10 protein-coding genes and 1 tRNA gene are annotated in these 13,126 nt (G+C 37.6%); 10 read left to right on the top strand and 1 reads right to left on the bottom strand.

From position 1 onward, the window contains the following. Nucleotides 1-141 precede the first annotated feature (141 nt). The 5 genes from AC2S94_RS04440 to AC2S94_RS04460 all read left to right on the top strand — a co-directional run bounded on the left by AC2S94_RS04440 (nucleotide 142) and on the right by AC2S94_RS04460 (nucleotide 9,853). Nucleotides 142-3,252: a UvrD-helicase domain-containing protein gene (locus AC2S94_RS04440; protein ID WP_484630306.1), complete on the top strand. Its 3,111-nt coding sequence runs from the start codon at nucleotides 142-144 to the stop codon at nucleotides 3,250-3,252. 84 nt (nucleotides 3,253-3,336) lie between these two features. Further along, nucleotides 3,337-4,530 (top strand): glycine C-acetyltransferase, encoded by a 1,194-nt coding sequence (kbl, locus tag AC2S94_RS04445; protein WP_484630307.1) that lies wholly within the window; start codon nucleotides 3,337-3,339, stop codon nucleotides 4,528-4,530. 185 nt (nucleotides 4,531-4,715) lie between these two features. After that, nucleotides 4,716-6,149, top strand: a complete 1,434-nt coding sequence (locus tag AC2S94_RS04450; protein ID WP_484630308.1) for an OmpA family protein — start codon at nucleotides 4,716-4,718, stop codon at nucleotides 6,147-6,149. Between the two features lie 64 nt (nucleotides 6,150-6,213). Continuing rightward, nucleotides 6,214-8,970, top strand: coding sequence for a PD-(D/E)XK nuclease family protein (locus AC2S94_RS04455; protein WP_484630310.1), 2,757 nt, complete (start codon nucleotides 6,214-6,216; stop codon nucleotides 8,968-8,970). Then, a complete protein-coding gene (locus AC2S94_RS04460; protein WP_484630311.1) occupies nucleotides 8,957-9,853 on the top strand; it encodes an alpha/beta hydrolase family protein in 897 nt (298 codons plus the stop codon). Before AC2S94_RS04455 ends, AC2S94_RS04460 begins: the two co-directional genes overlap by 14 nt. 39 nt (nucleotides 9,854-9,892) lie before the next feature. Here AC2S94_RS04460 and AC2S94_RS04465 read toward each other — a convergent pair. Continuing rightward, nucleotides 9,893-9,966, bottom strand: a tRNA-Ala gene (locus AC2S94_RS04465). Between the two features lie 61 nt (nucleotides 9,967-10,027). Here AC2S94_RS04465 and AC2S94_RS04470 point away from each other — a divergent pair. From AC2S94_RS04470 to AC2S94_RS04490, 5 genes are all read left to right on the top strand, one after another. Then, on the top strand, nucleotides 10,028-10,528 hold the full coding sequence (locus AC2S94_RS04470; RefSeq protein ID WP_484630312.1) for a GNAT family N-acetyltransferase: 501 nt from the start codon (nucleotides 10,028-10,030) through the stop codon (nucleotides 10,526-10,528). Between the two features lie 39 nt (nucleotides 10,529-10,567). Continuing rightward, on the top strand, nucleotides 10,568-11,896 hold the full coding sequence (locus tag AC2S94_RS04475) for an MATE family efflux transporter (protein WP_484630313.1): 1,329 nt from the start codon (nucleotides 10,568-10,570) through the stop codon (nucleotides 11,894-11,896). A gap of 63 nt (nucleotides 11,897-11,959) precedes the next feature. Next, nucleotides 11,960-12,727 carry an enoyl-CoA hydratase/isomerase family protein gene (locus tag AC2S94_RS04480; protein ID WP_484630314.1) on the top strand — a complete coding sequence of 256 codons (768 nt, stop codon included), beginning with the start codon at nucleotides 11,960-11,962 and terminating at the stop codon, nucleotides 12,725-12,727. After that, nucleotides 12,728-12,883 (top strand): hypothetical protein, encoded by a 156-nt coding sequence (locus AC2S94_RS04485; RefSeq protein WP_484630315.1) that lies wholly within the window; start codon nucleotides 12,728-12,730, stop codon nucleotides 12,881-12,883. Then, nucleotides 12,880-13,062, top strand: coding sequence for a hypothetical protein (locus tag AC2S94_RS04490; protein ID WP_484630316.1), 183 nt, complete (start codon nucleotides 12,880-12,882; stop codon nucleotides 13,060-13,062). The genes AC2S94_RS04485 and AC2S94_RS04490 overlap by 4 nt, the downstream gene beginning before the upstream one ends. The last annotated feature ends 64 nt before the right edge of the window (nucleotides 13,063-13,126 follow it).

The following is a 13,126-nucleotide window of genomic DNA, read 5'->3' on the forward strand; positions in this document are numbered from 1 at the left end:
CACCCAAATTTAGCCATTAAGGGTTTTAAAGGAAATTTTTTAGTGTTATAAAATACTTAAAAGCACCAGCCACTAAAAAGGACTTTTTATTTTAAATTTAAATTTTTAGCATCTTTACCAAATTCAATAATAACGTCTTATTTGAAAAATACCTTTACAATTTATAATGCCTCAGCAGGCTCAGGTAAAACCTTTACCCTCGTAAAAGAATATCTCAGCATTCTTTTCAATTCTCCTAAGCGAGACAGGTACAAAAATATCCTGGCTATTACCTTTACGAATAAGGCCGTTGGAGAAATGAAGTCCAGGATAATTGAAAGCCTGGCCGCTTTTTCAAAGCCTGAAACTACTTCAGAAAACAATCCTTTATTTAAATCTATAATTGAAGAAACCAGGTATCCTGCTGAGATTATAAGACAGAAATCAATCGATATTCTCAAAAGTATTATTCATAATTATGCTGCTTTTGAGATCTCTACCATCGATGGGTTTACTCATAGGGTCCTGAGAACTTTTGCGAGGGACCTGGGAATTCCAATGAATTTCGAGGTAGAGCTTGGCGCTGATGAAGTTCTAATGGAAGCTGTTGATAGCCTTATCAATCGTGCTGGTACCGATGAAAAATTAACTAAGGTGCTGGTGAATTATACATTAACTAAAACTGATGACGACAAAAGCTGGGATATAAGCCGGGATCTTTTTAATATTTCAAAGCTGCTGATTAATGAAAACCATCAAAAGCCTATTCAGCTTCTTAAAGAAAAAACTCTGGAAGATTTTGAAAAATTTGGTAAAAAACTCCGAGCAGATATTAAGATCGCGGAAGAAACCATCAAACTTTCTGCAGACTCTTTCTTTGAGTTGTTGCATAATCAAGGAATCCAGGAATCAGATTTTAGCGGACAGTATGTACCTAAACATTTCAGAAAACTGCAATCGGGTAATCTTTCAGTGAATTTCCAGGCGAAATGGGCAGAGAAAATCGCTGATCAGCCTTTATACCCCAAGAAAGCCAGTGAAGACGCGAAAATGGCCCTGGATGCTAATCAGCCACAAATCGCTGAAATCTTCGACGCCTCTAAAAAGGCATTTTTCAGTATAGAGTTCCTAAATGAGATCAGAAAAAATCTAATCCAGCTTTCCCTGTTGAATGAAATTAACCGGGAAGTAGAAGAAATCAAAAAGGAGAAAAACCTGGTACTTATTTCAGAATTTAATCCGAAAATCAGCGAGCAGGTTAAAGATCAGCCTGCACCATTTATATATGAAAGACTCGGTGAACGCTACCAGCATTATTTCGTTGATGAATTTCAGGATACATCAAACATGCAATGGGAAAATCTCATACCATTGATAAGTCATAATCTTTCCGGAACTGAAACCAAGTCAAGTCTCACTATCGTGGGTGATGCGAAACAAAGCATTTATCGCTGGCGCGGCGGTAGAGCGGAGCAACTTATAGACCTAAGCAACCTGGCAGACAGACCATTTCAATTGGAACAGCAGGTTGTGAACCTTCCCGATAATTACAGAAGTGGTTCTGAGGTAGTAAATTTCAATAATAGTTTTTTCCAGTATGCGGCATCAGTTCTAAGCTATCCTGAATATGCTGACCTTTTCAAGGCCTCCAGGCAAACTCCAAAAAAAGGAGATTTCGGTTTTGTGAACATCAGTTTTGTTGAAGTTGCCAATCGTGAAGAAGAAATGGAGATCTATCCCGAAAAGATCCTGGACATTATAAAAAGCCTGGATGCGAAAGGGATGAACAGAAAAGATATCTGTATACTTACCAGGCGCAGAAACGAAGGGGTGGCTATCGCAGAATTTTTGAGCGATCATGGTATTCCCGTAATTTCCTCGGAAACCTTATTACTGGCACAGTCTCCAAAAGTTCGGTTTATTATTCATCTTCTGGCCTATTCCATGAATCCCGAAGATGATCAGCTTAAACTCTCAATATTTGATTATTTGGCTGAAAATTTTGTAGAGACTGAAGAAGCGCATCTTCTTCTCGTGAAAAGTCTACCTATGCATGGAACCGCGTTTTTTGATTGGTTGAAAGAGCGGAATATAGACTTCCAAATGGAGGAATTAAAAAGACTTTCCCTGTATGAATCTGTTGAATATATCATCCGCTGTTTTAGTTTAGTCGAAAAATCTGATGCCTATATTCAGTTCTTTTTAGATTTTGTATTCGAGACTGCTCAGAAAACATCCAACAGTCTCAATGATTTTCTGGAAAAATGGGAGCAGAAAAAAGATAAATTAAGCATTGTGGTTCCCGAAACAGATAATGCCGTGCAGATCATGACCATTCATAAATCGAAAGGTCTGGAATTCCCGGTAGTTATCTATCCTTTTGCAAATTCAGATTTACAGGATACGCGTAATGATAATTTATGGCTGAATATAAATGATGAAAATATCCCGGTAGCTTATGTGAGCGCATCGCAAAAAATGCTAAACTGGAATGAAAATGCTGCTGATGCCTACAAGGATCTTATTTATAAAAATGAACTGGATACCCTTAATGTCCTTTATGTAGCTTGCACCAGGGCCGCTCAGCAACTTTATATTCTTTCAAATTATCATCAAAAAGCAAAGTCCTCCCCTAATATTTCAGATTTACTTTCAGATTATTTAAGATCTTCTGGAAAATGGAACGATGGTTTGGAATATGAATTTGGTGATCCAGATAATATAATAAATACAGGATATTCAGGAAATAACAGCGTTTCTAATGAGCATTATTTTTCTTCTGCAACTCAGAATAAGGCAGTTCATATTGTGACCAGATCTGGGTCATTATGGGATTCCACGCAACAGGAAGCTATTGAAAAAGGAGAGATCGCTCACGAGATCCTGGCGCGTATCAATCATTCAGATGATATGGAAAAGGCTTTGCAATGGGCGGTAAATTCAGGCTTGATCACGGAAATTTCAAAAGAAGAAATTTCTGAACTCATTTCAGGAATTATTTCGCATCCGGAATTAAAACAATTCTATTCAAATAATGCTACCAGCCTGAATGAAAAAGAGATCATTACTACGGAAGGACAGCGTTTAAGACCTGACCGAATAAATTTAGAAGGCAATAAAGCTATAATTATTGACTATAAAACCGGAGGATTTGTAGATACTCATACCAGGCAGGTTAGCAATTACGCCAATGCCCTTGGCGCTATGGGATATGAAATTGAAAAATGTCTATTGGTTTATACCAATAATCCCATTATCATTAAGAATGTGTAAAAGAAATTTAAATTTGTGAATTATAACAGGAGCAAACTCCTGTTTAGAAAAGATTAAAATTAATCAGACCTAAAAGAACCGATTATGTACGGAAAGATAAAAGAACACTTAGAAAAGGAAATTGAAGAGATCAAGAATGACGGACTTTATAAAAGGGAAAGGATCATTACCGGAGCCCAGGACGCAGTAATTAAAATATCAACCGGGCAGGAAGTGATCAATTTTTGCGCGAATAATTACTTAGGACTTTCTTCTCATCCGGAAGTTGTTCAGGCGGCGAAAGATACCATGGACACGCATGGTTTTGGAATGTCCAGTGTAAGATTTATTTGTGGAACCCAGGATATTCATAAAGAACTGGAGCAAAAAATCGCCGATTTCTATGGGACGGAGGACACTATTCTTTATGCTGCATGCTTTGATGCTAATGGAGGTATATTCGAACCTTTATTGACGAAAGAGGATGCAATCATTTCAGATTCATTGAATCATGCCTCGATCATCGATGGAGTTAGATTATGTAAGGCTGCAAGATACCGTTACGAAAACGGGAATATGGAAGATCTTGAAAAGCAATTAAAAGATGCAAACGATAAAGGCGCAAGATTTAAGATCATCGTTACTGACGGAGTATTTTCTATGGATGGGCTGGTAGCTCCTCTGGATAAGATTTGTGACCTGGCAGATAAATATGATGCACTAGTCATGATTGATGAGTGCCATGCTACAGGTTTCATTGGTGAAAATGGAATTGGAACTCTAGAAGAAAAAGGAGTTTTAGACAGGGTAGATATCATTACCGGAACTTTAGGAAAGGCGCTTGGTGGTGCCATGGGCGGTTATACTACTGCTAAAAAAGAGATCATCGAGATATTGAGACAAAGATCAAGACCTTATCTATTTTCAAATTCACTCGCGCCGGCAATCGTAGGAGCTTCGATCAAAGTTTTTGATATGCTTAAGACAGATGACAGTCTACGCAAAAAACTAAAAGATAATACAGCTTATTTCAAGAAAGGTATTAAAGAGGCCGGATTTGAAATTATTGATGGTGAAGCTGCAATTGTTCCGGTTATGTTGCATGATGCCAAATTATCTCAGGACATGGCAGACAAATTACTGGAAGAAGGTATTTATGTAATTGGATTCTTTTATCCGGTGGTTCCGAAAGGAAAAGCTAGAATTAGAGTACAATTATCTGCTGCTCATGAGAAAGAACATTTGGACAAGGCAATCAACGCATTTAAGAAGGTAGGTAAAGAACTAAAGGTCATTTAAAAATTTTTAGACTTCAAAAAGTTATTATTTTATTATCAAAACTGTTGATATTCAGGTAATAAAATGCGTACAAATCGCTTGGAAACGCGCTGTAATTAAGAAAACTTTATTATTTTTACTTTTGTTAATATGCATTAAGCATATACTTTTGCTTACAATTAACACTTAAAACTAAACTATTAAATATGAAACATCTTAGCAAAATTGTACTGGCCACATTACTGATATTTGGCTTTACTTCGGTTAAGGCACAGGATGCTGACAACCCATGGGCAATTGGTATTGGAACCAATGCAGTTGATTTCTATCCTACAGGTGAAGACGCACCTCTAGGTGGTATGTTCGATGAGTATTTTAACTCTGGAGATCACTGGAACATTCTACCTGCTGTTTCTAAATTATCTGTATCTAGATATTTAGGAGCTGGTCTTGTAGGTGAATTGACTGGTACTATCAATCAGCTTGACAAATACGGAGACAGATCTATTCCAGATCTTTCTTACTATGCAGTAGATCTTGGATTAGACTACAGCCTTAGAGCAATGCTAAATGACGGATGGATTGATCCTGTTGTTGGTATTGGTGGTGGTTATACCTGGATTGGTGATCAGGATGGAGAGGATATCTCAAATCTTGATGCTGCTACTTTAAACGGAAAAGTAGGACTTAACTTTTGGTTTTCAGATCACGTAGCTCTTACTTTAGAGTCTAAGTATAAGCACGTATTTGAAACTGAAACTGCTACTCATTTCCAACATGCTGCTGGTATCAAATTCATCTTCGGAGGAACTGATACTGACGGTGACGGAATCTATGATAAAGATGACGAATGTCCTGAGCAACCAGGTCTAGAAGAATTCAATGGTTGTCCTGATACTGACGGTGACGGAATCGAAGATCGTCAGGATGCATGTCCAAATGAAGCTGGTCTTGCTGAATTTGACGGATGTCCTGATTCTGATGGTGACGGTGTAGCTGATCCTGATGATGACTGTCCTGAAGTTGCTGGTCTTGCTGAAATGAACGGATGTCCAGATTCTGACGGTGATGGTGTAAGAGATGATGAAGATGAGTGTCCAGAAGAAGCTGGTCCTGCTGAAAACGACGGATGCCCATGGCCTGATACTGATGGTGACGGTGTACTAGACAAAGATGATGAGTGTCCAGAAGAAGCTGGTCCTGCTGCATCTAACGGATGTCCAGAACCAACTGCAGAAGTAATTTCTGAACTTAACGAATATTCTAAAACTGTACTTTTCGACTTGAATAAAGCTACTATCAGAACTGAATCTGAAGATGCTCTTAATTCAATCGTTGAGATCATGAATGAGTATCCACAAACTATCTTCCACATAGAAGGACATACAGATAGCACTGGTAGTGATGCTTACAACATGAAGCTTTCAAAAGAGCGTGCTGCTTCAGTTAAATCTTTCTTACAAGAGAATGGAGTACCTGCTAACAGATTGACTTCTGAAGGTTACGGTGAAACTCAACCAATTGCTACTAACAGTACTGCAAAAGGAAGACAAGATAACAGACGTGTTGAAATTTCTTTAGACAAGGATAAAGAGATGAAAGATAAGTCTGGTGAAAACATGGAAGAGGAAGAAAACTAGTATTCCTTTTTTAAAACATCTTAAAAAACGCTCCGCATTGCGGGGCGTTTTTTATTTTAGGCCTATGGAATCATTTATACGCGAAGTTCTACAGAAGCTTAAGGATGCTGAAACTCCTCTATCAGATATCGTTTTTATTCTTCCCAGTAAGAGAGCCGGTTCATACCTGCTAAAAGAGCTTGCAGAAATTTCAGAAAAGAATATCTTTTCTCCGGTTATTTATAGCATCGAGGAGTTTACTGAAGTCATTTCAAATCTTGAGTCTATAGATAATACTATCAGTTTATTTGAATTCTACGAGGTTTATAAACAACTCACCTCAAAAGAAAGCCAGGAGGATTTTGAAACTTTCATTACCTGGGCACAAAGCCTTATTCATGATTTCAATGAAATAGATCGCTATCTCATAGATCATCAACCATTTTTCAATTATTTATCAGGAATCCAGGATATCAATCACTGGTATTTAAAAGAAGAAAAGACAGATCTCATTAAAAGGTATCTTCAATTCTGGAAAAGTCTGCCAGACTTTTATGAAGCCCTTTCAAATAGACTATTGTCTAAGAATCAGGGATATCAGGGACTTATTTACAGGCAGGCTGCTGGAAATATTGTTGATTATATTTCCTCAAATGATCAAAAACATGTCTTCATAGGTTTTAACGCTTTAAATGCAGCGGAACAACTTATCATTCAGAAAATGTTGGCTGCAGGCAAGGCAGACGTTTACTGGGATATTGATAAACTGCTTTATGAAGATGAAGATCATGGAGCCTCAATATTTATTAGAGACTACCTCAAAAACTGGAAATTCTACCAGGACCACAAGCCTGCTGAATTTTTATCTAATTACGAAAAAGAAAAAAACATTGAGCTGATTGGTGTTCCTAAGAATATTGGTCAGGCGAAATATCTAGGGGAAATACTTACCGGATTAACCCAAGAGCAATTGGAAAATACGGCCATAGTCCTTGGAGAAGAGGAGCTATTATTACCAGTTCTAAATTCACTACCTGAAGAAATCACCGAATTGAATATTACCATGGGATTTCCTGTGAAAAATGCTCCGATTAATTCTTTATTTGAAAGTCTTTTTCAGATTCATTTCAATCAAACCGAAAACTTTTATTACAAGGATATAATTTCTATCATTAATCATCCTTCCTTAAACCCTATTCTTCAGGAACCAGCTGAAAAGCTCATGGTAAAGATAAATTCAGAAAATCGGGTGTATATGGAACCAGAAGCCATTATCGCATCTTTTCCCGAAGAGTTTAGGGTTCTGATAGCAGCATCTTTCCAGCCAAAAAAAGATTCGGTTTCAAAATTTCTTGAAGATGCACAAAAAATCATCCAGGCTTTAAAAACTTACCTCAGGGAAAAGGATGATAAAATTGGTCTTGAATTTCTTTATCATTTTCATGTGCTATTCAATAAACTTAGCACCCTGAATGAAAAATATCCTCATTTAAAATCTATAAAAGCTTTATATGGTTTTTACCGGGAAATGGTAAGTACAGAAACCCTGGATTTTCAGGGTAGACCTTTTCAGGGTCTACAATTAATGGGAATGCTGGAGTCTCGCGCGCTCGATTTTGAAACAGTGATCATTACGTCTTTGAATGAAGGTGTACTTCCTGCAGGAAAATCTGATAATTCATTTATTCCTTATGATCTTAAACAGGAATATAAACTGCCTACGTATCGTGAAAAAGATGCTGTCTATACTTATCATTTTTACAGGTTGATGCAAAGAGCTAAAAATGTATTCCTTCTATATAATACTGAAGCAGACGGGCTTAATTCAGGAGAAAAAAGCAGATTTATTACCCAGCTTGAAATTGAAAATCAGCCAGCCCATTCTTTGAGAAAAATTTTAATAAGTCCTGAAGTTCCAAGATTGAATAAAAATTTGAAGAAAGTTCATAAAACTCCTGAAATGATGGAAAGACTTAGATCGCTGGCATATTCAGGATTTTCACCTTCCGCCCTTACTACCTATATCCGTAATCCACTGGATTTCTATCATCAATATATTCTTGGAGTGAGAGACCAGGATGAGGTTGAGGAAACCGTAGCTTTTAACACCCTGGGAACGGTAGTGCACAATGCCCTGGAAAATTTATATAAACCTTTTGAAGGTAAAATGATCACTAAAGAGGTGATCACTGAATTTTCGAAAAGAGGCGATTCTGAAATTGCTAATGAATTCTCCTCTACTTATAGCAAAATACCGCTGGAAAAAGGGAAAAATCTACTCATTTTTGAGGTTGCTAAACGCTATTTACAAAATTTCCTGAAGTTTGAATTAAAAAGGATTCGGGAAGGTGAAGAAATTGAAATCGTTCAGATCGAAAAAGATCTCAAAGTAGAACTTCCCATAGAAAAACTGCCTTTTTCGGTTTATCTTCGTGGAAAGGTAGATCGATTTGAAAGATCTAATGGATTACCGAGGATTATAGATTACAAAACCGGAAAAGTTGAATCGCGACATTTAAATGTTACCGACTGGAGTGAAATAACAAAAGATTATGACAATTACTCCAAAAGTTTTCAGGTTTTAACTTATGCTTCCTTGATTGCGCTGGAGAAAGACCTTAAATTCCCCGCCGAAGCAGGAATAATTTCATTTAAGAATCTGAAGTCAGGATTTTTAAAATTTGAAAAGAAAATTGCAGGAACAAAACAAAAAGATGCCTTGATCACCGAGGAAACTTTAGAAATGTTCCAGACAGAATTGAAGAATTTAATCATGGAAATCTGCGATCCGGAGATTCCATTTGTAGAAAAGGAAATTAAAAAGAAATATGGAAGTTTCTAAAGAAAAGAATATTGTCATAGAAGGCAAGCATAACAGGCCGATCGTTGCAGATCTAATTTTTAAAGATGATGGCAAACCAAAACCAATTGTAATCTTTTGTCATGGATACAAAGGTTTTAAAGATTGGGGTGCCTGGGATAAAATGGGTGAACAGATGGCGCATGAAGGATTTTTCTTCGTGAAATTTAATTTTAGCCATAATGGAACAGACCCGGAGAACCTGACCGAATTCAAGAATATCGAAGCTTTTGGAGATAATAATTACATCATTGAGCTTGATGATCTTCAGAAGGTTTTAGACTGGATTCTATTACCAGACTTCAAGTTTGCTAAGCAGATAAAACCAGATGATATCAACCTGATTGGTCATTCAAGAGGTGGTGGAATAGTTTTGATCAAAGCTGCAGAAGATAAAAGGATCACGAAGCTAATCACATTAGCCTCTGTTTCAGACTTTGGATCTCGTTTTCCTGAAGGGAAAAAACTGGAAACCTGGGAAAAAAAAGGGGTTCAGTATATAGTAAATACTAGAACTGGGCGTCAACTACCTCATCATTACCAGTTTTACAAAAATTTTAAAGAAAACAAGGAGCGACTTAATATTAAAAAGGCGGCTAAAAAACTCGAAATTCCGCACCTGATTGCCCACGGAAGTAGCGATACCAGTGTTTCCATAGGTGAAGCAGGAAATTTATTCGAGTGGAGTCCTGCACCAAAACTGTTACTTGTTGAAAATGCAGATCACGTTTTCGGCACCAAACATCCATGGGAAAAAGAGGAATTACCCAAGGAATTCAAACACGTTATCAATAAAAGTATTGATTTTCTAAAAACTGATTCCAAGACTCTTTGGGATGAGTATGGAGAAAATAATGACGAATAAAAAATAAAAAAAACCACTGCAAAAACAGTGGTTTTTTTGTGGAGAATATCGGAGTCGAACCGATGACCTTTTGGCTGCCAGCCAAACGCTCTAGCCAGCTGAGCTAATCCCCCGGCTTGGAGCAAATGTAGCAAAATTTGTGAAATATAGAAATGTTTATTTTTTGGGTTGAAAATGATAAGAAAGGCTGTAATTACTGAACTTCCCGAGATCAAGAACCTAACAGAGGCCTGTGCTGATGCGATGATAGCCAGGGGAATTTATCAATGGAACGAGCATTATCCTTCTCTAGAGAAACTTTCAAAGGATATTGAACGTGAAGAATTGTACGTAATAGAATTTAAAGATGAGATTATTGGGATCATAGTGATTACTGATGTTATGGATGAAGAATATATTCCTATCACATGGCTGAGCAAATCGAACAATAATATTTATATACATCGCCTGGCAACACATCCAAATTTTTGGGGCAAAGGCCATGCTCAGAAATTAATGGATTTTGCTGAGGATTATGCCCGGGTAAATAATTTTGAATCCATTCGGCTGGATACCTTCAGTGAAAATAAAAGAAATCAGAAATTTTATGAAGTGCGCGGCTACCAGAGATTGGGTGAAATTTATTTTCCAAAACAAAGCGAGTCACCATTTTATTGCTACGAATTGCTTATTTAAGCTAGTGCATTCTATATTTGCTTTTCAGTACAGTCGCCCTTGGAAAATTCAGTAAGTTTTAGAAATATCAATAAGATCGCCATTCCGGCTATCATCGCAGGAATTGCAGAACCACTGATCTCCCTTACCGATATCGCTGTAATCGGTAATGTTGAGAACAATTCAATTGAAGCCCTTGCTGCGGCTGGAATTGTTGGATCATTCCTTTCGGCAATCATATGGATTGTAGCTCAGACGAAAACAGCCATTTCTGCCATTGTTTCCCAGCATTTAGGAGCCAATAGACTGCATGCTGTAAAAACGCTCATTCCGCAAGCTATATTTTTCAATTTTCTTTTTAGCCTGCTTATTTATGCTACAACGGCATACTTCGCTAAAGGTATTTTCAGTGCTTATAACGCTGAAGGATTAATTCTTAGATATTCAGAAGATTATTATCAGATCAGGGCATTGGGATACCCTCTGACGCTCGTGACATTTGCGATTTTTGGAGTCTTTAGAGGTTTACAAAATACGCTATGGGCAATGAAATGCAGTCTCACCGGGGCTGCAGTAAATATTGCACTGGATTATCTGCTGGTTTATGGCATTGACGGATTTATTCCACCTATGCACCTTAAAGGTGCCGCGTACGCCAGCCTTGCCGCTCAAGGAACCATGCTTGTCATGGCTTTCTGGTTCTTTTTTAGGAAAACTCCTTTTCACCTTAAACTGAGTTTTAATATTAATCCGCGGATGAAAGGCCTGCTCCTAATGGCTGCCAATCTCTTTATTAGAACCGCAGCACTAAATTTCGCTATTTATCTCGCGAATGCATATGCCACAGATTATGGCAAGAACTATATAGCTGCCCAAAGTATTTTGATGAATATCTGGTTGTTCTTCAGTTTCTTCATAGACGGTTATGCTAATGCTGGAAATGCTATCGGTGGGAAATTACTTGGAGCTATGGATTATAAGAACCTTTGGGAACTCAGTAAAAAGATCAGCAAATATGCTGTTTTTATCGCGTTGATATTGATGGCACTCTGTGCCATATTTTATGAGCAAATTGGCTTATTATTTAATAAAGAAGCTAGCGTTCTGGCACTTTTCTCATCAGTTTTCTGGATCGTACTCTTAATGCAGCCTGTCAATGCCATTGCCTTTATGTTTGATGGAATTTTTAAAGGCCTGGGCGAAGCAAAATACCTACGGAACGTTTTATTGGTAGCAACCTTTCTCGGCTTCACGCCTACACTGCTCATTTCAGATCATTTTGGTTTAAAATTATATGGTATCTGGATCGCCTTTTTCGTATGGATGCTCATAAGAAGTAGCACGCTGGTTATTTATTTCCGAAGAAAATATCTGCATAAGGAAGTTTAGATTCTGTTAAGTAGAAGGTTGCTTTTCTGCAATATCATTAACTTTGATGAAAACAGAATATTTATGACAACCAGCCGCGAGAACGGAAGTTTATATACCCATATTGAAAACAAGATCGCTGTCCTTGAATTTGGACATCCTGCAAGCAATTCTTTTCCCTCTGTACTTTTAGACAGACTGGAAAAGGAAATCAACAAATTATCTGAAGATGATTCAGTAAATTTAATTTTATTGAAATCTGAAGGTGAAAAAGCCTTTTGTGCGGGTGCCTCTTTTGACGAACTTATCGAAATTGAAGACCTTGATACTGGTAAAAAATTCTTTTCCGGTTTTGCCAAGGTGATCAACGCCATGCGCAACTGTAAAAAACTGATCGTTGGTCGCGTTCAGGGTAAAACTGTTGGAGGTGGAGTTGGGCTTGTTGCTGCCTGTGATTATGCCATGGCCACAGAAGCTGCCGCGGTTAAGCTTTCAGAACTTAGCATTGGTATTGGTCCGTTCGTTATTGCTCCGGCGGTAGAAAGGAAAATTGGCGTAGACGGACTTGCTGAAATGACACTTGCAGCTCACGAATGGAAAAATGCTTACTGGGCGAAGGAGAAAGGACTTTATGCTAAAGTTTTTGATGACCTGAAGGAACTGGATAAGGAAGTAGAGATTTTCACAGAGAAACTGGCTTCATATAATCCAAAGGCACTTTTAGAAATGAAAAAGATCCTCTGGAAAGATACAGATCACTGGCCAGAATTGCTGGATGAAAGAGCAGCGGTTTCGGGTGAATTAGTGCTTTCAGAATTTACAAAAACCGCACTTGCTAAATTCAAGAAGTAAATGCTTTTGCTTGATTTTATTTATATAGCAACTAATATTCTGAAGTCTAATGAGCTTGGTAAATTTCTTATGGAGAATATTTACCTCATCGTTGGGCTTGTTGTTGGAATAATTGTAGCGATTGTAATGCGTAACACTTTAAAAACCAAACCATGATGCAGGAACATTTACCTAAAGATAAAGATCCTAGTGAAGTTCAGGAATGGGGTTGGACAATACAGGAATTTATAACCGAGAATTTCTGGTATTTACTAGCGATACTGGTATTATTGGCATTATTCTTCTTTGCCCGTCACCGCTGGAATGTTAGAAACTCTAGAAAATATAAGAATTAATGAATCAGGATACCTGGGAATTTTTTAGCTTTTTAAGTGGAATGGGCTTCTGGCTGATTTTGGC

This window comes from Christiangramia pacifica (genome assembly GCF_057221535.1).

Excerpts from the sequence above, each read along its gene's own strand:
- AC2S94_RS04470 (WP_484630312.1), top strand. The coding sequence starts at position 10,028 with ATGATAAGAAAGGCTGTAATTACTGAACTTCCCGAGATCAAGAACCTA.
- AC2S94_RS04485 (WP_484630315.1), top strand. The coding sequence starts at position 12,728 with ATGCTTTTGCTTGATTTTATTTATATAGCAACTAATATTCTGAAGTCT.
- AC2S94_RS04455 (WP_484630310.1), top strand. The coding sequence starts at position 6,214 with ATGGAATCATTTATACGCGAAGTTCTACAGAAGCTTAAGGATGCTGAA.
- AC2S94_RS04480 (WP_484630314.1), top strand. The coding sequence starts at position 11,960 with ATGACAACCAGCCGCGAGAACGGAAGTTTATATACCCATATTGAAAAC.
- AC2S94_RS04460 (WP_484630311.1), top strand. The coding sequence starts at position 8,957 with ATGGAAGTTTCTAAAGAAAAGAATATTGTCATAGAAGGCAAGCATAAC.
- kbl (WP_484630307.1), top strand. The coding sequence starts at position 3,337 with ATGTACGGAAAGATAAAAGAACACTTAGAAAAGGAAATTGAAGAGATC.
- AC2S94_RS04490 (WP_484630316.1), top strand. The coding sequence starts at position 12,880 with ATGATGCAGGAACATTTACCTAAAGATAAAGATCCTAGTGAAGTTCAG.
- AC2S94_RS04450 (WP_484630308.1), top strand. The coding sequence starts at position 4,716 with ATGAAACATCTTAGCAAAATTGTACTGGCCACATTACTGATATTTGGC.